Genomic DNA, 20,667 nt, shown 5'->3' on the forward strand with positions numbered 1-20,667 from the left:
CACTACGCTTCTTTTCTTTTTTTACGCTGTGAATTTTAATCCAGCATATATTTTACGACCTTTTTTTTGAATCCAACACACTTGTGCATTTCTCTTTTGAATATTACGTTCCTCCATTGTTACTTGTATAATTTGGTCAATAACAAGTGGGATGTTCGTTTGTACTTGGCATCCACCTGTACTATAGTCGATAATAGTCGCTTCAATCGGCATCCCATTCATATGCAATGTTCCAGGAGACATCAGTTGCTCACGTATATGTTGTCTGCGAAATTGTCTTGGTGCTTTTTTTGTGTTTTTTATGAAAGATGCAATTGCTAGTGTAAGAAATGCTTTATCGTACACCTTTTCCACCCGGTCATTAACCGGTTTACTAAATAAATGAAGAATGAGTTTACAATATTGCTCATGGGATACATCATCAAATGATACACCAACTTGTACAGAATTTTCTTGTCTTTGAATCCATTTTTTTGTACTATGAATCTTTTTTACCTCGCCAAAAGATAACGTATAGGAAGATAGACTTGATAAAGTTTCAAATGGAATGGAGGAATCTAATTCAAAACGTGCCCCCGTTTCACTAATATCAAGGACATTGCAAGAAATGATCATATCTTCGGCATATAAAGTACCTGGTAAATTTACTACGAAACGTTCTGAATTTCGAAAACGCGGTCTTTCAAATGCTACAAATAGTGAAGTGACAATAGCTATCCCGTTGTATAGTACCCAGAAAATATTAATATATAAACTTTCTCTTTCAATATGATATTGCTCAGGATATAAGAACATAAGTGTTGCACGAATCAGTGCAATAATTGTTAAAATGAGTAATATGAGATGAGGAACGCTTGCAATCCATAAAAAATGCCTTGTATTATTTTGAACTCCTTTTCTTGTCACATGAAATTGAAATTTTTTACGTAAGAAAGTTTCTGATAAAATAGCAAATCCCATATAAGGAGCCATAGCAACTTCGTACACATGACTCCACGTAGTTGTTCGTTTTTTATTAGAAACAGCTTTGAAAATAAGCTGTGATGTTAAAAAAGCAGGTGCCCAGAACATGAATAAGTGCATGAAATTAATTTCTAAACTATAAATATCAAATATTAAAAATAATAGCGGTGCTAGTAAAAATATCATTTTATAAACACCGAAAAACCAATAATGGATTCCATCTGCATATAAAAGACGCTGCATAAAAGATAATCCTTTTATAGTGAAAGGATTCCATTTTTTTACGACTTGAATATTCCCTCTACACCAGCGGTCACGCTGTTTTAATAAATCACTAAATGTTTCTGGGGATAATCCAACAGCAAGTGTTTCATTGACAAATATAGTTTCCCATTTGTTAGCTTGTAGTAGCATACCAGTTGCCATATCTTCAGTAATAACTCCAGTCGCAAATCCTCCAATTTCTTCAAGAGCGGTGCGGCGAAATAGGGCGTTACTACCAACATACATCGTAGCATTAAAGCGATCTTTTCCTTCTTCTAACTGGCGCATAAAGAAATCTTGTTCATTGGCGATGTTATCTTCAAAAAACAAATTATATTGGAAAGGATCAGCATTATAAAAAACTTGTGGTGCTTGTACGAATACAACATTATTTTTAGAAAAATAACCAATCGTTCGCTCTAAAAAGTTAGCTCGTGGTATCATATCAGCATCCATTGTTACGATAATATCACCTTTTGAATGAAGCATCGCATGATTTAAATTTCCAGCTTTTGCATGCTTATTTTCTGTGCGAGTTATGTGCTGAACAGAAAACTCTGCCGCAAGTTGCTTTACACTTTCACGGCGCCCATCGTCACAAATATAAATGTTTAGTAACTCTTTCGGATAAGAAATCAACGTACAAGCAGCTACAGTACGTTTTAACAAATCGATCGGTTCATTGGAAGTTGCAATAAATATGTCGACAGTAGGCAGTTTTTCGAAAGTGGATAATGGTACTTCTTTCCGTTTATATGGCTTCCATGAAACAATGCTGAAAACGATAGATTGTAAGTAACCAGCCCATTCTGTAATTAACAATATAATACCAGCGATAATACTTATGAGATTAATAGTTGGTAACGAATAAAAAGTTCGCCAAATAAGATAAATAGCATTACAAATGAGAAATAGAATAATAAGTAATTTTTTTGAGCATAAATATTTGTGTGCAAGGGCGTAAGTCATAATGATTACGAAAAAAATAATGCCTAAACCTTCGTATATAGAAAGGCTCATACAATTCCTCCTTTATGTATAGAGTAGGAAATGAAAAAAACTTTATATTATTCATCTATAAAGATTTATTTATTTCCAAATCATACATTATCACAAAATATAGGTTTATAGTATAAATTTTACATTTTCTTATTATAATCTTAAAAAATTAGAAGAAATAATAGTTGTATTTTTGATTCATAAGAAAAATGCCACTTCAAAAGAGAAGTGGCATTTCTTATATTTCCTCTAAGCTATTAACTGGAACAGTTAATTCGCGTCCTGGGTTTTTTACTTCATATATGCGGGCGGTTTCATTGCTTTCATCGACGTGTTGAATCATAACAGGCATGCCTTGAAAATTGACATTGGCTTGTTCTGCTGACATAGAAAGCTCTATTGCACGTTGTATATTCATTTATATTCCTCCCATCATTATTATCTTTGCTAAAAAAGAGGAATAATATACCATTTAGAGACATTCTTAAAGTTTTTGTATTATTTGTAATGTTTCTTTAATAAATGAAGTGAAGATGGAATCAGGATAACCATCTATCGTTTGAACTGCTTCTTTTGCTTCTTTCAGAGCAGCTGGTTTATCTTGAAGTTCTATATGACACAGGGCACGATATGATCCAGCTGTTAATAACCATGACTGATCAAGTGGATGACTCATATAATCTGGAATATTAGCACGTTTTAATGTTTCCAAAGCTTCCTCGTAACGTTTTAAACCATACAGAGATTTTCCTTTTTCAAGATAATACAATCCATCGTCTTGAAAAATCGGTACATCTTTTAGTTTTTCTCGGAATTGTTCTAAATGTTCTAATGCAATTGTATATTCATTTGTAACGGTATTGTAGTAATAAGCTTTTAATATATCTATATTTGCAGCGGATAAAGTATCTTCTGTAAAAATGGCAAATTGCTCCGATTTTTTTATGTAATATAAATATCGTTCTTTATCGGTTGTAATGATTTTTTGATAAGATAAAATACGGTAAAATTCATCTGTTTTATAATACACTTGATGTTTTTTTGAAAATGCAAGTGCATCTAAAATGATTTTTTCACATTTTTCATAATTACCATATGCGAGTAAAATAATTGCTTCTTTTAAATATAATTGTATATGTGTAATAAGATCCATTTCTAAATTCTTCCTTTTATATTCATCGCGAATTTTGGTAATCAACTGTAAACATTCTTTATATTTTTTCCGTTTGTAGAGCATATAGTAAAACAGTAATTTCGTTTCAGTACTTTCGCGATACAAAGTATATTTTTCAAATATAGAAACAGCTGTTTCAACGTAATATTCAATATTGTAATCGTTCATAATAGCCGCTCCAGTTAAGAACTGTTTATATAAACGTGCTGTATTTAAAGTAAGGGGTAGTTCTTTTTGAACGATAGGTAGTAAAGTCTTGTAAACTTCATCGCATTTATTTGATTTTATTAATGGCTCCATTTTTTGAATGAGTTCCACAATTTCTTCTTCATCTTCTTCTAATAAAAAGCTCGTTTCACATTCAAGTTTTTCCGCAATATATTGTAATGTTTTCATAGAAGGTGTAGCTTTTCCATTTTCAATTTGACTAAGCATACTTTTTGTCAGTTCCGAACCTGCCAGTGCTGTTTGCGTAAGCTTTTTTTCTTTTCGTAATGCTTTAATTTTTTCACCGAGAGTTGCCATATTATTGCTCCTTTATATTTAAGAAGTTTAATTGTATTTAACTTTTTGTTGTGAAAATTGGGAAGTTGATTATATAATAAGTTTAACACAATTTAACTTTTAAGGGGAGAGAGTCAAAAATGGGAGATATAAGTATAGGACAACATGATTCAAGAATGAAGATTGCAACTAGAAATATCATTTTAATGATGATTGGAAAAATGACGTCTTTATTAGGCTCAGGTATTTATACGTTCGCAATGGGGTTATATGTATTAAAGACTACTGGTTCAGGGATGGGGTTTGCAATTACGCTCGTTTGCGGATCAATTCCAAGGATGATCTGTGGCCCAATTGCTGGTGCTGTAGCAGACCGTGTGAATCGAAAATGGCTTGTCATTGGTACTGATTTATTAAGTAGTTTAACGATGCTTAGTATGTTTATTCTTGCTACTATATTTGGACCATCACTTCTTTTTATTTATATTTCAGCAGCATTATTATCAATTTGTGCAAGTTTTTATTCCGTTGCATTAACTTCGTCTATTCCGAGTTTAGTAGATGAAGGACGTATTCAAAAAGCGAGTGCTTTAAATCAAACGGCGGCTTCTTTATCAAATATTTTAGGGCCGATTATTGGCGGAGTTGTATATGGTTTCTTTTCAATTCAGTCGTTCTTTTTGTTAAATAGTATTACGTTCTTTTTAGCGGTTATTTTGCAATTGTTTATTGTATTTGATTTATATAAAAAAGAAGTGGCTGAGAGTACAGAGCATTTCTTGACGAGTATAAAAGAAGGGTTTTCATATGTAAAAAGACAACGTGAAATATATGGTTTAATAAAAATAGCATTGTGGGTAAACTTTTTTGCGTGTGGTCTAACAGTTGCACTTCCATATATTATCGTCCATACATTGCATTTATCTTCAAAGCAACTCGGTACTGTAGAGGGAATGTTAGCAGTTGGGATGTTAATTGGTGCAATTGCGTTATCAGTACGTAAAGAAGTGAATAATCCGTTTCGTTCTATTTATACTGGACTGTTTTTGTTTGCAGGTTTAAGTTTATGTACAGTCTTTCCGTTGTTAGTTATCATTCCAAAAGTAGCAAGTTTTATTTACTATATTGCTTTTATGATGTTAACTGGTATAGCAATTATGATTGTAAACATTCCAATGCAAGTACATATGCAAAAAACGACAGATCCGAGCTACCTAGGGCGTGTGTTTGGCCTACTTGAAACAATTGCGACTGCAATCGCACCACTTGGTATGATTGTATATGGACTACTATTAGATATGTTGCCAACTAGCATTGTTATGATGACAATAGGCGGAGGTTTATTGTTAGTTGTATTAGTTGGAGTAAAGCAACATATGGCGAAAAAACAAGTAGATGTGTCCGCTTAAAAATAAGAAAATAATAAAAATTTGACTTATCATTATAAAAATGACTAAATTAGTATTTTAGTTTTTGAAACTCTTTTTCATGTATGTTAAAGTAAAGTGAGCTTGCAAAGAAAAGGAGACAACAGCATGAAAAAATTAAGTTTTGTTATGCTTTTTCTGTTAGTCGTGATGGCTGGATGTAGCAATTATGACACATATATTGAAACAGGTATGCAATCATTGAAAGATGAAAAATATAGTGATGCAGCAATGTGGTTTGAAAAAGCAGAAAAAGAGAAGTCCGGGAATGAAGCGAAATCATATAAAGAAATGGCCGAGAAAATGGATCACGGAGCAACAGCATTAAAAGACGGTAAGTATTTAGAAGCGAAAGACATTGCAAATGAAGTGTTACAAATGAAAAAAGACGATGCACTTGAAAAAGCTGTAACATCAAATGCAGAGAATATGCTTCAAAAAGCAAAAGATGTGGAAGAGAAAGTAAATGAAAGAGTGGCAAAGCGTAGAAAGGTAGAAGAAGAAGGAATCGATAAAATTATTAAAGCTGTCGATAGTATAGATGAAGTGAAAGAAAAAGAGAAGAAAGTATCAGAAGCATTAGATAAGGCTGAAGAGGCGCAAGCAAAAATTGAGGCAAAGAAAAATAAATAGATTTATAGTTTAAAAGGCTGTCGTGCATAACGACAGCCTTTTAATTTTTTGTTGCAAATGAAGTGATGCTCTGTAGTAAAAAAGAAATGATTTTAGAATTCCATCTGTCCTCATGATGAATCGTATAAATATTACGCTGAAATTCAAATTCAGGGATTGGTATATAGCATAGCTCATTTCGTTGTATTTCTTGTTCGATAGCCAGTTTAGAAATCAAGGCAATTCCATTACCATATTTTAAAATTTGTTTCATCGTTTCTAATGAGTCTAATTCAATTTCTGATTGGAATGTAATGTTGTGCGCTAACGTCCATTGTGTAAGTAAGTCTCTCGTTGTAGATGGATTACGATGCAATAGTATGCGTTCCTTTTTGATATTTTGTAACGATACATTGTCTTTCTTTGAAAAATGATGTTCTTTGGAAAAAGCAAGAACAAGTGTATCGGGCATTATATTCGTTTGTTTTAAAAGTGGTTCATCAAATGGAGCAGCGGAAATTATCCCAAGATCGATTTCGTGATTTTGTAGCATCATTCGAATTTCAGGGGCTGTTTTAACTAGTAGTGTTATTTTTATATTGGGAAATTCACATTGAAATTGATGAACGACTTCTGGCAAAAGATAAGTCGCTGGTACATAACTAGCGCCGATTGTTATAGCACCTTTATGAAAATCTTTAAACTCTTGCGTGACACGTCTAGCTTCTTTCATAAGTGCATCTATTTTACAAGCATAATGGTGCAAAGCCTCACCAGCCTCTGTTAAGAAATACCTTCCAGAACGTAATTCGAATAAAGACACACCGAGTTCTTCTTCTAAGCTTTTTATATGAAATGTAATAGTTGGTTGTTTAACGCCAAGTTTTTCTGCAACGATTGTAAGCTTTTTGTATTTCTTAATAAGTACTACAATTTCTAATTTTAAGAGATTCATTATGAATTGCCGCCTTTTTATTTTAACTATAGAAAAAATCTATAGAAATAAATAGTTTATTAGAAGTTTTTTAATTTAATCTTTACAGTACATTAACATTCAGTATAAATCTTCCATATAGAATGAAAGCAGGTTAAGAATGAGGGGAGAGAGGTGAAACGATGGATATTATAATTAGTGGATTAGAAAAAACATTTGGAAAAACACAAGCGTTAAAGCCATTGCAGATTGTAATGAAACAAGGGGAATTCACTACACTTTTAGGACCTTCAGGATGTGGGAAAACGACTTTACTTAGAATGATAGCAGGACTTGAAGACCCAGATAAGGGAGAAATATATTTTGGAGAGCAGTGCATGTATTCTGCTACAAAAAAGATAAAGACATCTCCTCATGAACGGAATATCGGTATGATATTTCAAGATTTTGCTTTATGGCCGCACATGACTGTTTTTGAAAATGTTGCATTTGGTTTAAGGGCTACAAAACAAACGAATCATTTACGAGAAAAAGTAGAGGATGCGATAAAGCGAGTTCGCCTGCAAGGTATGGAGAAAAGGTATCCACATGAACTTTCTGGTGGACAGCAACAACGTGTCGCATTCGCTAGAGCAATTGTAACAAAACCTCATTTTATTTTGTTTGATGAACCGCTAAGTGCACTCGATGCAATTTTGCGAGAAGAAATGAGAATAGAGCTTATGGATATCGTTCATTCCATTGGTTTAACTGCACTGTATGTCACTCACGATCAAACAGAAGCAATGTCAATGTCAGACCAAATTATTGTCATGAAACAAGGAGAAGTATTACAAAAAGGAACACCGGAAGATATTTATGTGAAACCGTCTCATGAATTTGTTGCCAAATTTGTTGGTAAGGCGAATTGGCTTGTAGAGGGTGAAAAAATGATTCGTCCAGAGCATGTGAGTTGGACAAAAAATGATGTGTGCGAAATGTATACAGGTGAAATTCAGCACGTTATATATGTAGGAGAACGTTATGAAGTGAAAGTAAATATGGGGACTTTAGGCATCTGGACAGCCTATCACAATAGTAAGCTAAGCATCGGGAAACCAGTATCTTTATATGTGCCAAAAAAATGTATTCATCATATAGGGGGAGAATCGTATGAAGAAATTCAGTTCGCTTAAGTCTTTATTTGTATGTACTTTACTATTTTCTACTGTAGTAACAGGTTGTAGTTCAAAGACAGGTAATGCAGATGCAAAAAGTGAAAATACGAATGAAAAGAAAATTGTTGTATATAGTGCAGGGCCAAAAGGATTAGCAGAAAAAATTCAAAAAGACTTTGAAAAGAAAACTGGTATAAAGGTGGAAATGTTTCAAGGGACAACTGGTAAAATTTTAGCGAGAATGGAAGCTGAAAAGAAAAATCCAGTCGTTGACGTTGTCGTACTCGCTTCCTTACCAGCGATGGAAGGATTAAAGAAAGAAGGTCAAACGTTAGCTTATAAAGAGGCGAAACAAGCTGATAAGCTGCGTTCTGAATGGTCAGATGATAAAGGACATTATTTCGGGTATAGTGCTTCAGCATTAGGGATTGTGTACAATACAAAAAATGTGAAGACGGCGCCTGAAGATTGGAGCGATATAACGAAAGGAGAATGGAAAGGGAAAGTGAATCTTCCAGATCCAGCACTTTCAGGTTCAGCTTTAGACTTTGTAACAGGATACGTGAAAAAGAATGGACAAGATGGATGGAATTTATTTGAGCAGCTTAAGAAAAATGAAGTTACAGTAGCAGGAGCAAACCAGGAAGCGTTAGACCCAGTTGTAACAGGTGCGAAAGATATGGTCATTGCGGGTGTTGATTATATGACGTATAGCGCAAAAGCAAAGGGTGAACCTGTTGATATCGTATATCCAAAAAGCGGAACAGTTATTAGCCCACGTGCAGCGGGGATTATGAAGGATAGTAAAAATGTTGAAGGTGCAAAAGAGTTTATTGATTATTTGTTATCCGATGATGTACAAAAACAAGTTTCTAAAGCGTATTTATTGCCGGGTAGAACAGATATAAAAGCTGAAAATAGACCAAATGTAGAAGAGATTCCAGTATTAAATATTGATTGGAAAACAGTTGAGAAAGAGCAAGATGAAATAGGAAAACAATTTAAGAAAGTATTTCAATAAGATGGTGATTCCATGGTAAATCGATTCGTATCAGTAAGACAATTTGGAATGACGGTAGCATTATTACTTGTGGCGATGTTAATCGTCATTCCACTTTTTCTTATTTTATTTTCTAGTGTATATGAAAATAGCAGTTGGAATTTTTTAAAGCCTTTTGAAGTGATGCAGAGTGGTGGATTAGCTGGAATTTTTCTAAATTCGATGCTTCTAGGTGTACTCGTTGTAATAGGAGCTACAATATTTGCATTTCCATTGGCATTTATTATGAGCAAAACAGATGTAGGAAAGTATAGTAAGTTAGATATTGTTTTTATGATTCCATTTATGACACCGCCGTATATTGGATCGATGGGCTGGATTTTGTTCATGCAACCTAACGGCTATTTTGAACAATTTTTCCCGATGCTAAAGACAGTTTCATCATCGTTTTTTAGTTTAGGAGGTATGGTATTAATTATGAGTCTGCATTTATTCCCATTCCTTTATTTCATGCTGAAAAACACGTTACTTCAGATTGGGAGTAGTAAAGAAGATGCTGCAGCAGTTCATGGCGGAAGTTTTTTCTATCGCTTAAGAAAAATAATATTGCCGTTATTAGTATCAAGTTATGTAATGGGTGCTTTACTCATTTTCGTAAAGACGATTGCTGAATTTGGAACACCGGCTACATTCGGACGTAGAATAGGATTCCACGTGTTAACATCAGAAATCCATAAATTTATTTCGAGTTGGCCTATTGATTTTAGTAGTGCAACAGCATTATCTTCTTTATTACTTAGTGCTTGTATGCTCATTTGGTATATGCAAAATGTATTGAATCGAAAGTATTCATATGCAATGGTTAGTGGAAAAGGTGTGAAATCTAAAAGATATACTTTGTCTATATTTACACGTGTTGTAGCATGGATGTATGTAATTGGCTTATTAATCGTATCAATTGGAATTCCATACTTTTCTATACTTATTGCATCTTTGTCAAAATTAAGAGGCGACGGTTTACATGTAAATAACTTTACAACAAGCCATTATGAGGCATTGTTTACAATGGGATCTCCGGGATTAGAGGCTTTATGGAATAGTTTTCTTTTTTCACTAGTAACAGCGATTATTGCGGTAATGATTGGAGTCTTTTTGGCACTTATGATTCGAAAGGGGAAAAAAAACTCTGAAAAATGGCTTGATATGTGCGGTATGTTACCGAATATGGTACCAGGAATCGTTATGGTTGTAGGTCTTATTCTATTTTGGAATTCACCATATATGCCTATGTCAATTTACAATACACCAATCATGGTTATCGTAACGTATGTTGTTCTGTTTTTACCTTACACGGTGCAATATGTAAAATCATCACTCGGACAAATTGATGATTCTCTCATGCAGGCAGGAAGTGTTTTTTCTGGAAATTATATTTATATTTTTAGAAAAATAATATTGCCTCTTATTATCCCAGGCATTCTTGCTGGATGGGCGATGACATTTACAATTTCGATAAGAGAGTTAGTAGCATCGCTTCTCGTATTACCTCCATCAGTAGAAACGTCAGCAACGTTTATTTTTGCTCAATTTGAACAGGGTGAAGTATCTATAGGCATGGCGATGGCCGTTGTTTCTGTTGGACTTACAACAATGTGCTTATTACTGCTGCAACATATGGAGCAAAAGCGAAAAGGGGTAGCATGATGAGGGTAGAAGTATGGGGAGGAGCAGGAGAGTACGGTCGCTCTTGCTATTTTGTAAAAAATAAAGAGACGAAAATAGTATTTGATTGTGGTATTAATCGATCTTATGAGAATGGTTATCCAAAAATAGAGAGAGAAGCTGTTCCATTTTTAGATGCGGTATTTTTATCACATATTCATGAAGATCATACGATGGGTTTACCTTTATTAGCGAAGTATGGCTATAAGAAAAAAATTTGGACGACTCGTTATACGAAGGAGCAACTGCCGTTATATTATGAAAAATGGAGAAACTATAATGTGATGCAAGGGTGGAATTTACCTTATAGCGACCAAAATATAAAAGATTTAAATTATGTATGTATTGATGAGATTAGCAATCCAAATGAATGGGTACAAATTACTCCTACATTGCGGTTTCAGTGGGGGTATAGTGGGCATGTATTAGGAGCTGTTTGGTTTTTAGTTGATATGTGTAATACATACGTATTTTATTCAGGCGATTATTCAGCAGAGTCTAATATACTACGAGCTAATTTACCTGAGAAATTGGGCCACAATATAAAAGTTGCAATTGTAGATGCCGCTTATCACACAGATGATGTTTCGCAAAATGAAAGATTAGACGACCTATGTGCAGAAATTGAACGAGTTATGCAAAATGAAGGAATAGCATTATTACCGCTGCCACAACTTGGTAGGGCGCAAGATATAGTATTGTATTTATATGAACGATATAAAGAATTTCCGCTTATAGTAGATAAAGAAATTTTGGCTGGATTTGAAGAGATGTTCGTATATAAAGATTGGATAAAAAATAATGAAGAACTTAAATGGATTATGGAGAGTTTAAAAAGAAACATAATAGTGATGGATAATGACATTAGTATGCAAAATAGTTACGGAATAGTTGTAATGAGTGATGCGAATATGCAAACGAAACGAGCACAGTTATACTATGAACAGCTTCGGAATGAAAAGCGGAATGCCGTTATTTTTACTGGGCATATTGCGAAAGGGAGTTTTGCAGAAAAAGTTATGAAAGAGCATGTAAGGAATACATGTAGGGTGAATCGAGTTTCGTATAAAGTTCACCAAAGTATAAGAGACGTTAAAAAGATGTTAAATACATTATTACCAGAACATACGGTGCTAGTGCACGCTTTGAAAGAGGATACGGATCGATTACAACAGAAGCTAAGTACAGCAGGATATGAAAATGTATATTCACTTGCAATGGAACGTATAGAAGTCATTTAAAATGCAAAGGGGATAGGTATATGAAAAAAGTATTTGTATTCGTAAGCATTTTCTTTTGTTGTTTCCTTTATAACGTTAAGGAAGGGTTTGCTGCTAGTCCAATGAAACCTAGTTTTGAAGTAAAGTTATTATTGAAGCCAGAACAAGTATTAGGTGATAACAAAGAGATGAAGCAAGAGGTGCTAGAACATTTCCAAGCTGGTACAAAATATGAAAGAATACAAGTGCAATTTTTAGATACTGCAAATAAAAGTTTAAGTGAGGAAGGTTGGTTCGCTAGAATTCGAAAGAAAGAATTTAGTAAAGATTTTGAACTAACATATAAAAAAAGATATCCTATTCCAAATGGTGTAATTCAAGATGCACTAGAAGTAGCTAAAAAAGAAGGATTCGATAGTAATACGGATAGTTATGAGGCGGAAATAGATTGGGGATTTGAGAAGAAAACATTAAGCATTTCAAATAAGAAAAGTTACAGTGCTAAAGGATATGGAATACTTGATTTACCAAATAAACAAGCTGCTCAAAAAATGTTAATAGAAAAATTACCAGGGAAAATGAACAAATGGTTGTATACAAATTGGGGAGAAGAGATGTTAAAGAATTCCCGTATTTACGGTCCTGTATTAATGCAACGATATACAGGAGAGTTTGAAAACATAAAAGCAAATATTGAAATTTGGCCATTAAGTAATACCGGAAAATTAGAAGATGACTTCGTAATAGAAGTGTCATTTAAAACAAATGAAGAAAGTATTGCGACAAAGCAAAGGGAATTATTAATGGCGAGTTTAGAGAAAAAAGGCTGGTTGTTACCGAAAGATAGTTTGAAGACAGAGCTTATTTTTCAGTAAATGAGAAAAAAGGAATCCATATTTCGTGGATTCCTTTTTCTAATATATGAGTATTAAGCTAAGTCAGCTGACACGAACATATCACTATTTTGAAGGTTTTTAGAGCGTAAACTATAAGCAACTACCTTCTTTTTATATTGTTTTACAACATCAACATGCTCTTCATGACTATAAATATAAAATGTGAAATCTTTTTTACCACGTTTTGCATTGATAATTAAAGGAGTACCCTCATTGTGTGGCGGTGCATAATAGCGATCTAAAAATAAACCTTCGTTAAAATCATGAATAATTTTTGATTTCTTTTCGCCTACTAAGTTATTTCCGTTCATTGTAACAGTCACATTCTCTTCTTCCAGTTGTGGATGTGTTTCAAAGCGACTAATAATGGATTCAATAACAGAGTTAGGAAGGCTAGAAACGATAATTTTAAATGCTCCAAATACAACTAACATTACAATAAACCAAGGCGTCATAGTATATCATCCCCTTTATTCTATTTAATAATATAACTCATATGGTAATAGTACATATGGTGAAGTTTTGTATAATTTGTGAAAAATATGCCATTTTTACGAACGAAATATTAGAAAAATCAATTTTGTTACAAAAAGTTGAAATTGAAGTATTTTAAAAGAAAAAGGTTTATAATAAAAATATAACTAATAACCACATTACTAATTATAAGGAAGTGTAACTATGAGTACTGTAGCAATTGTATATGGTATTATTCTTTCCACAATTATTGTTTTGTTTTTTGTTGGGGTTTCACGTTATATTCATAAATGGAAAGAAGGCGTTGCGAAATTAAATCACATTGAAGAAGAACTTAGTGATTTAATGTTACATCATGGTAAGTAAACATTTATTTTTTAACTAAAAAATGTGAAGAATATCACAAAACGTGCTTTCCTAATGAAGGCATGTTTTTTTGTTATGTGAAAGTTAGACATATTCATGAGATTTTCCATACAATACAGTGTGAAATAAAATAATGATTCTTTGTGTGTAGGAAGAGTCAATATGTTTTGTATAATTTTGTAATTTCATTCGGTATAATTATGATATAGAAGGAAATTTGTTAGAGGAGGTATATTGTGAACATATTAAAGATTATAGGAATTGTTGCAGGAGTCATTATAGTAGCCGTTATAGCTTTCTTTGTTATTATGAAGTACTACTTGTCAAAAGAAGATCCGAATTACGTATTAAAGTACATAAAAGAACATAAAAGTGATAAAACATGTTCATTACTGATTAGAAAAAATGGGGAAATACTAACATCTATAAATGAAAATGTAAAATTGCCTTTAGCGAGTACAGCAAAAATCGTAATAGCAGTTGAATTTGCTAAACAAGTATCAGAAGGGAAAATAAGTAAAGATGAACAAATTTCATTGCAGGAGCTAGAAAAATATTATGTTAAAAACACTGATGGTGGAGCACATCCTGACTGGTTAGAAGATGCCAAAGTGAGAGGATTAGTGAAAAACGGAAAAATTTCTTTAGAAGAAGTCGCTAAAGGGATGATTCATTATAGTTCTAATGCAAATACAACATATTTATTAGATAAGCTTGGATTAGAAAGAGTAAATGAAAGTATAAAAGAGTTAGAGCTTACTAGTCATGACAAGTTCTCTTCGTATACTGCTTCACTATATATGAGAGGGTATGTAGAAAATGAGCTTCATGAGCCAGAAAATCAATCATTAGAAATGATACGTAACATGTCAAAGGATGAGTATAATAAACATGTGTTACAAATTCATGAATGGATGAAAGATGAAGAAGCATGGAAGAAACGGGATATCCCATTAAAGGTAGATATGGAATTTCAGCGAATTTGGTCAGATCGATTAGTGGGTGCAAACGCTAAAGATTATATGAGTATAATGGAAAAGATAAATAGTAGAAATTATTTTCCAAAATCAATGCAAGAAGAGATCGAGAACATTTTCAAAGGAACAGTTAAAAATAGTAAGTTCGAATATGCTGGTCAAAAAGGTGGTTCTACCGCATTCGTATTGACAAAAAGCTTGTATACTACAGATAAGAAAGGGAATAAAGTAGAAATTGTCATTATGTTTAACGATATAGAAGATCAAGTTTCATATCAAAAACTGAGAAATAATATAGATTATTTTATTCAAGATGCTATAACAGATGAAGAGTTTAGAAATAAATTATAATGAAATAATTTTATTATGTAAACAAAGGGGCACTTATGAAAAGTGCTCTTTTGTAATACAGGATTTTCCAATCTTATTATTGAATATAGATGGAAAATAAGAAAGGAGGTTAAAAAATGACAACAATATATTTCGTTCGCCATGCCCATTCTACATATACAAAAGAAGAACGGGAACGACCTTTATCTGAAAAAGGGCACTGTGATGCAGAAAATGTAACGCATTTATTAAAAGATAAACATATTGATGTTGTTATTTCTAGTCCTTACAAAAGAGCAATCCAAACTGTACAAGGAATTGCGAATACATATAAATTATCAATACAAACTGAAGAAGATTTGCGTGAAAGATTATTGAGCACAGAGCCAGTATCAAATTTTAATGATGCTATGCAGAATGTGTGGAAAGATTGGAGTTTTGCATACGAAGGCGGAGAATCGAATACTGTAGCACAAAAGCGCGCTGTAATATGTATACAAAATATATTAAGAAAATATGAAGGTAAGAATATTGTAATAGGCACGCATGGAAATATTATGGTATTACTAATGAATTATTTTAATTCGAAATATGATTTGGAGTTTTGGAAAACACTTCATATGCCTGATGTGTATAAATTAAATTTTGATAAAAATCGTTTCATTTCTGCTGAAAGAATAGAGAAAACAGGTCATCGGTTAAATATTTTGTAAAAGTTTATCAAAAAAAGAGGAAAGAGAGAAGTTATTGTAGAAGTATGACTTTGTAACATAAAAAATATATGTTAAAGGAGGCTGTTTACATGTTTGAGAAAGAGAAAGAAGGGCTTATTGAAGTTCACAACGTATATGAAATTGCACCAGCAGATGGAACAATTATTGGTATGGCAACAGAAGAAGAAATGGAAATTGCTGCTGAACTAGAGCTGCAGTACTATGCCCATTCTCGTTTGCTAGAAGCAAATATTCAGTTAGACGGTTCCTCCTATAAAGAGTTACTTCAGGAGTTCCAGGAGTACGAAAGAAAATCAATGAGCTTTTGGCGAGCAATACATAAGCGTTTAGCTGTGCCATGGGCATGGGTATTACGTATTGATGTTGCGAATGGCCCTATTTATGTAAGTAATGGGAATGCGTATTACGAAGAAATCGATGATGAAGAAGATTATGAATAGATAAGTAAGGAAGCAACTTTAGTTGCTTCCTTTTTTTATTTATAGAGATTGAACAGCCTCAATAATAATATCAGGCCGATCAATTTCGATTCCGTGACCAGCATGTTCGGCAAGTATATATTGGCTATGTATGGAGAGTTGTAATTGTTCATGGATCAGTTCTTGCCACATTGATTCAAGTTGTGTCGCTTCCTCTTTTGGCATGCCACCCTCAGTCAACTGATTAATAGAATAATGAGGATCTCTACCGATAACGATTAATGGTATTTCTAATGTTTTATATAGCTCTTTTAGTGAGAGAGCACAGTTTTTCCACTCTGATAATTCAGAAGCTGTCGCTTTATATAGTGGAGGCGAGGTAGAGAATTCAATTTGCTGTTTTGATTGATCGGTGAGAATAGGTTTTAGTTCATTATAAAGTGTGTCTACATCCATTTTGGAATATATATTATATTTTTGAAACCAAACATCATCAGAATCAATTTGATCAGAAATTGGTAAATGAAGTTCATCTAAACAGTGTAAGTTCATCGAAGTAGAATCAACTAAAATAAGTGCTTGCAGCTTATCTTCATGTAACATCGCAAAATGTTGTGCACATAAGCCTCCATAGGAATGACCGATTAGAATAAATGGCTCTTGAATAGCTAGTTTGTTTAGTAACATATGTAGCTCTTTTGTAACTTGCCTTATTGTACGTGGCTGATTTCCTAGCTCACTTTTCCCGTAACCTGGGCGATGGTATGAAACGACTGTAAAGTGCTGTGAAAGCTTTTTTATAATAGGAAGCCAATCATAAAATGAGCAAGTCATTCCGGTTTGAATGACTACAGTTTGTTTACCACCTCCTTTTATATGTACTTCTATATTTTGCCCCATTATTTCTACAAATTTATGAATGTTAATTCCTCCTAAGCTTGAAATAATTTTTGACAAGCAAAAACGATACACCAAACACCTATACCGAGTAGGACAGATGTACTAAGTGTAAATGAATTTTTTAAACCAATATAGACAATAAATAATAGTAGTGCTGATGCGGGGAATCCATATAATACCCCTAAAGCAAATTCACTCAATTCTTGTTTATTCCCGCCTTCAAATGAAATCCAAAATAGACTAAGTAAACTCACGAGAGGAAGGGCAGCAATAAAGCCACCTATCGTACTATAATGTTTGGCGACTTCAGTAATAACGCCGATAATAAGTGCCGAAACGATTACTTTAACGAGGAAATGCATATTTTGCCTCCTTCGCTAATAAGGAAAATGCTTTTTCAATTAATTGTTGTTCTTCTTTTGATAACTGTGATTCTAATATTTTTATCTTTTCTTTATCTAGTAAAGTATGTTTTTCTAATACTTCAATTCCTTCGATTGTTAATGTAAGGTTTACCACTCTTTCATCTTTTTTATTTCTCTCTTTAACGATGAAACCCTTTTGAATAAGGCGCTTTATATGTTCAGATGCTGTGTTATGAGAAAGACTAAGCTCAGTAGCGACTTTTCCAATTGTTATATCTTTCTCACGAGAAACGATTTGTAAAATACGAATTGCTTGGTGGGAAAGGTTGTCCTCGTATTCGTATCGTAAGTGATAATAAATGCTCTCCCAATGTTGATTAATGTTGTTCATAATAATAAATCCCCTTTTTATATCGTATAGTAAGATATATTCGTCATTTTAGAAATAAAATCCTTTTATTTGGATAAAAAATGTTGAAAAAGTTTATTTTTATTGAAATATAAGGTAATCTATGTGTAAAGGTATACATTTAGCAAGAGAGAGGATGATAGCTGTGAATACATTCAAATGGATGAGTCATGAACAGATGTATGTAGATGAAATACATGTTGAAAAATGTGGTCCTCTTTCAGTCGGCGTATATGGGGGAAATCAAGAAAGTGATGCATATGAACGAGGAGATGCGGTGCTTGCTTGGTGGGATCCTGAATTACAATTTGAATTTGTTATGATTTTTGATACACACCACAAAACAAAAAATATTGATTATATAATAGAAGCGATTTCAGAAAGAAAAGAGAAATTAAAAGAGTTATTTTCCTATCCAATACATTTAGCTTTTCATCATACACATATGTACTTATTAGCGTTATTTACAGATGAGTTATTTATTAAAAAGTGTGATCAAGATGATGAGGAACTCGCTTGCTTAATTTGTTTACGAAAAGGCGAATTTTTATATTGGTTATCAGTTGGTGATTGTTTCGCGTATTTATTCCATTCTGAGAAAACAAAAAATGGAAAAGGACGATTAAATAAACGGAAAAATTACGAATATATTGGCAGGAAAAATATTTTTGCAGCAAATACACCTTGCTTTACGTCAGGTGTAAGAGGATTAGAAAAAGGAATGAATCACATTGTAATGGCAACAGATGGCATTTTAGAGTGTGACAAACGAAAGTTTGATGATGATCAATCTTTAGTAGAAGTATTACATGACGGGAATAGCTTACAGATTGAGCCAGTATTAACAAATGTACTGCAGTGGAAAGGTAGAGATTGTGCCACGATTATTGGATGGTCTATTGATACTGATAATAAACAATGTGCTAATTAATATAAAAGGAGTTCAAGGCTTTTATCCTTGAACTCCTTTTTGTTAAGCAATATGGATATGATATGTTTTTAACCATTCATTTACTTGTAGCATATACTCCATGGCACTTCTTGCTTCAAAATTGTTAATCTCTTTATTACTTTGATCAGCAATTGAAAGTAAGATGGAATGATTAATAAGTGAGAAAATAGGATTGTTTTTATTGTTACACATATCAAGTGTTAAATTACGGATTGTTTGTAAGTAGTGTGGATCTTGTGAAGTTGGATAAGCGCTTTTTCTTCTATTGCGTACATCGTCAGGTAAAGCTGGTTGTAGTGCTCTACGTAAAATGCCTTTTTCGATATTATCAATACTTTTTATGTTGAAAGGAACATTCCATAAATATTCAACTAATCTATAATCGCAAAACGGTACACGAACTTCAAATCCAACAGCCATACTCATACGATCTTTACGGTCAAGTAAGAAAGGAAGGAATCTTGTTAAAAATAAATAAAACATTTGACGTTGTTTCGCGGATTTTTTACTTTCGCCTTCAAGAGTAGGTACTTCAAGTATCGCTTCTTGGAATCGTGTATCAATATAGTCTTCTAGATTACATTGGTTACTTACTTCATTTAGTAGAAGAGGAGATGTATTTTTCCAATTTGTTAGCCAAGGAAACTTATCTACATATAGTAGTTCTTCTTGATGAAACCAAGGATATCCACCGAATACTTCATCAGCTGATTCGCCGGATAAAGCTACGGTCGCATCTTTTTTCATTTCGCAAAATAGTAAATATAGTGAAGTTTCCATTTCACCAGCACTCGGTAAATCTTTCGCATGAAGGGGAACGAATAAGTGATTTGCTAATTCTTCAGCATTCACAATAATATCATGATGCGCTGTCCCTACATGTTCAGAAACGCGTTTTACCCAAGGTGCGTCTAAACCAGTGCGAGCAAATGTCAGTTCGAAATCTTTTGCGCTATTTACAAAGTCAACAGAATACGTATGAAGTGTTTTATTTTCAGCAGCAAATTCTTTACCCGCAAGTGCAGTAATACCGCTAGAGTCTAATCCGCCTGATAACATACAAACGAGAGGAACATCGGCAATTAATTGTCTTTTTACTGTATCTTGTAAAATAGATAAAATATGCGAAGATGTATCTTCTATAGAGTCTGTATGGAACTTACTTTCTAAATTCCAATACTTAGTAACTACTTTTTTATGACGTGTAAATGTTATAGAATGTCCAGCACGTACTTCTTGAATATGTTTAAAGACGCCACATCCTGGAGTGCGAAATAAGCCTAATCCAAATATTTCATTTATTCCATTCGCATCAATTTCAGCAGGGACAGATGGATGCGCTAATAATGCTTTAATTTCAGAGCCGAAAATAATACTGCCATTTCTTTCTGTAAAAAAGAGTGGTTTTACACCTAAATGATCTCGTGCTAAAAACAATTGTTGCTTCTGATCATCCCATAAGGCAAAAGCGAAAATTCCGTTTAAATGTCGTACGCAGTCTTCTTTCCATTCTAAATAAGCATGTAGTAATACTTCTGTATCTGAATGTGTTTCAAATGCATGCCCACATTTTTGAAGCTGCTCTCTCAGTTCACGGAAATTATAAATTTCTCCATTATAAGTAAGAGCATACGTATAATCACCAGCACGAAATGTTTTTGGCTGCGTTCCTCCTTTAGGATCTATTACGATTAATCGGCGGTGTGCAAAAGCTGCGCGAGGTGAAAACCAAAATCCTTCAGCGTCCGGACCACGATGCTGAATACTATTTGCCATCTTTTTTAAAATAACATGTTGATTTGAAAGGTCTTCTTTCCAATCTACCCAACCTGTAATTCCACACATAAATATCTCATCTCCTAATTTAAA

The 20,667-nt window shown here is 33.3% G+C and carries 22 protein-coding genes; 13 read left to right on the forward strand and 9 right to left on the reverse strand.

Annotated elements, in window-relative coordinates; all coding sequences use genetic code 11:
* Positions 1–21 precede the first annotated feature (21 nt).
* From AXW78_RS08145 to AXW78_RS08155, 3 genes are all read right to left on the reverse strand, one after another.
* A complete protein-coding gene (locus tag AXW78_RS08145) occupies positions 22–2,247 on the reverse strand; it encodes a glycosyltransferase (protein ID WP_061883974.1) in 2,226 nt (741 codons plus the stop codon).
* Between the two features lie 217 nt (positions 2,248–2,464).
* Entirely contained in the window at positions 2,465–2,644 is a 180-nt protein-coding gene (locus AXW78_RS08150) for an H-type small acid-soluble spore protein (RefSeq protein ID WP_001025731.1), read from the reverse strand.
* 66 nt (positions 2,645–2,710) lie between these two features.
* On the reverse strand, positions 2,711–3,925 hold the full coding sequence (locus tag AXW78_RS08155; protein ID WP_061883975.1) for a helix-turn-helix domain-containing protein: 1,215 nt from the start codon (positions 3,923–3,925) through the stop codon (positions 2,711–2,713).
* 119 nt (positions 3,926–4,044) lie between these two features.
* Here AXW78_RS08155 and AXW78_RS08160 point away from each other — a divergent pair, with 119 nt between their 5' ends.
* Positions 4,045–5,313, forward strand: coding sequence for an MFS transporter (locus tag AXW78_RS08160; RefSeq protein WP_061883976.1), 1,269 nt, complete (start codon positions 4,045–4,047; stop codon positions 5,311–5,313).
* A gap of 126 nt (positions 5,314–5,439) precedes the next feature.
* A complete protein-coding gene (locus tag AXW78_RS08165) occupies positions 5,440–5,964 on the forward strand; it encodes a COG3014 family protein (RefSeq protein WP_000736424.1) in 525 nt (174 codons plus the stop codon).
* A gap of 40 nt (positions 5,965–6,004) precedes the next feature.
* Here AXW78_RS08165 and AXW78_RS08170 read toward each other — a convergent pair whose 3' ends face one another.
* Positions 6,005–6,898: a LysR family transcriptional regulator gene (locus AXW78_RS08170; RefSeq protein WP_001050614.1), complete on the reverse strand. Its 894-nt coding sequence runs from the start codon at positions 6,896–6,898 to the stop codon at positions 6,005–6,007.
* Between the two features lie 161 nt (positions 6,899–7,059).
* Between AXW78_RS08170 and AXW78_RS08175 the strand changes: the two genes are divergently transcribed.
* From AXW78_RS08175 to AXW78_RS08195, 5 genes are read left to right on the forward strand one after another with little or no spacing between them, the layout of a single operon-like run.
* Positions 7,060–8,052 carry an ABC transporter ATP-binding protein gene (locus tag AXW78_RS08175; RefSeq protein WP_061883977.1) on the forward strand — a complete coding sequence of 331 codons (993 nt, stop codon included), beginning with the start codon at positions 7,060–7,062 and terminating at the stop codon, positions 8,050–8,052.
* Positions 8,030–9,055 carry an ABC transporter substrate-binding protein gene (locus AXW78_RS08180; protein WP_000714713.1) on the forward strand — a complete coding sequence of 342 codons (1,026 nt, stop codon included), beginning with the start codon at positions 8,030–8,032 and terminating at the stop codon, positions 9,053–9,055. Before AXW78_RS08175 ends, AXW78_RS08180 begins: the two co-directional genes overlap by 23 nt.
* A 12-nt stretch (positions 9,056–9,067) precedes the next feature.
* Positions 9,068–10,738, forward strand: coding sequence for an ABC transporter permease (locus AXW78_RS08185; RefSeq protein WP_000248139.1), 1,671 nt, complete (start codon positions 9,068–9,070; stop codon positions 10,736–10,738).
* Entirely contained in the window at positions 10,735–11,997 is a 1,263-nt protein-coding gene (locus AXW78_RS08190; protein ID WP_061883978.1) for an MBL fold metallo-hydrolase, read from the forward strand. The genes AXW78_RS08185 and AXW78_RS08190 overlap by 4 nt, the downstream gene beginning before the upstream one ends.
* A 20-nt stretch (positions 11,998–12,017) precedes the next feature.
* Positions 12,018–12,851 (forward strand): hypothetical protein, encoded by an 834-nt coding sequence (locus AXW78_RS08195; RefSeq protein WP_000755312.1) that lies wholly within the window; start codon positions 12,018–12,020, stop codon positions 12,849–12,851.
* A gap of 53 nt (positions 12,852–12,904) precedes the next feature.
* Here the strand turns inward: AXW78_RS08195 and AXW78_RS08200 are convergent, their stop codons facing one another.
* Positions 12,905–13,327 carry a YfmQ family protein gene (locus AXW78_RS08200; RefSeq protein ID WP_061883979.1) on the reverse strand — a complete coding sequence of 141 codons (423 nt, stop codon included), beginning with the start codon at positions 13,325–13,327 and terminating at the stop codon, positions 12,905–12,907.
* A 41-nt stretch (positions 13,328–13,368) separates the two neighbouring features.
* On the opposite strand from AXW78_RS08200, the gene AXW78_RS31885 reads away from it, so the two are divergent.
* From AXW78_RS31885 to AXW78_RS08220, 5 genes are all read left to right on the forward strand, one after another.
* Positions 13,369–13,485, forward strand: a complete 117-nt coding sequence (locus tag AXW78_RS31885; protein ID WP_002011946.1) for a hypothetical protein — start codon at positions 13,369–13,371, stop codon at positions 13,483–13,485.
* Between the two features lie 65 nt (positions 13,486–13,550).
* The gene (locus tag AXW78_RS08205) at positions 13,551–13,712 is read left to right on the forward strand and encodes a hypothetical protein (RefSeq protein WP_000108701.1); all 162 of its coding nucleotides are present in this window, start codon (positions 13,551–13,553) and stop codon (positions 13,710–13,712) included.
* Between the two features lie 236 nt (positions 13,713–13,948).
* Positions 13,949–15,040, forward strand: a complete 1,092-nt coding sequence (locus AXW78_RS08210; RefSeq protein WP_061883980.1) for a serine hydrolase — start codon at positions 13,949–13,951, stop codon at positions 15,038–15,040.
* Positions 15,041–15,156: 116 nt separating this feature from the next.
* The gene (locus AXW78_RS08215) at positions 15,157–15,732 is read left to right on the forward strand and encodes a histidine phosphatase family protein (RefSeq protein ID WP_000208269.1); all 576 of its coding nucleotides are present in this window, start codon (positions 15,157–15,159) and stop codon (positions 15,730–15,732) included.
* An 89-nt stretch (positions 15,733–15,821) separates the two neighbouring features.
* Positions 15,822–16,193: a hypothetical protein gene (locus tag AXW78_RS08220; RefSeq protein ID WP_000461766.1), complete on the forward strand. Its 372-nt coding sequence runs from the start codon at positions 15,822–15,824 to the stop codon at positions 16,191–16,193.
* A gap of 39 nt (positions 16,194–16,232) precedes the next feature.
* Here the strand turns inward: AXW78_RS08220 and AXW78_RS08225 are convergent, their stop codons facing one another.
* Genes AXW78_RS08225 through AXW78_RS08235 form a run of 3 tightly spaced genes read right to left on the reverse strand, consistent with a single transcriptional unit; the run spans position 16,233 to position 17,828 of the window.
* Complete coding sequence (locus AXW78_RS08225; protein WP_002163919.1) at positions 16,233–17,144, reverse strand: alpha/beta fold hydrolase; 912 nt, start codon at positions 17,142–17,144, stop codon at positions 16,233–16,235.
* Positions 17,105–17,434 (reverse strand): DUF3147 family protein, encoded by a 330-nt coding sequence (locus tag AXW78_RS08230; protein ID WP_000545629.1) that lies wholly within the window; start codon positions 17,432–17,434, stop codon positions 17,105–17,107. Before AXW78_RS08230 ends, AXW78_RS08225 begins: the two co-directional genes overlap by 40 nt.
* The gene (locus AXW78_RS08235) at positions 17,418–17,828 is read right to left on the reverse strand and encodes a MarR family winged helix-turn-helix transcriptional regulator (protein ID WP_001059785.1); all 411 of its coding nucleotides are present in this window, start codon (positions 17,826–17,828) and stop codon (positions 17,418–17,420) included. The genes AXW78_RS08230 and AXW78_RS08235 overlap by 17 nt, the downstream gene beginning before the upstream one ends.
* A 121-nt stretch (positions 17,829–17,949) precedes the next feature.
* On the opposite strand from AXW78_RS08235, the gene AXW78_RS08240 reads away from it, so the two are divergent.
* The gene (locus AXW78_RS08240) at positions 17,950–18,777 is read left to right on the forward strand and encodes a PP2C family serine/threonine-protein phosphatase (protein ID WP_002163920.1); all 828 of its coding nucleotides are present in this window, start codon (positions 17,950–17,952) and stop codon (positions 18,775–18,777) included.
* 42 nt (positions 18,778–18,819) lie between these two features.
* On the opposite strand, the gene asnB is transcribed toward AXW78_RS08240, so the two are convergent.
* Positions 18,820–20,643, reverse strand: a complete 1,824-nt coding sequence (asnB, locus tag AXW78_RS08245; RefSeq protein ID WP_000333946.1) for an asparagine synthase (glutamine-hydrolyzing) — start codon at positions 20,641–20,643, stop codon at positions 18,820–18,822.
* Between the last annotated feature and the right edge of the window lie 24 nt (positions 20,644–20,667).

The organism is Bacillus thuringiensis (genome assembly GCF_001595725.1).
GTDB classification, from domain to species: domain Bacteria; phylum Bacillota; class Bacilli; order Bacillales; family Bacillaceae_G; genus Bacillus_A; species Bacillus_A thuringiensis_K.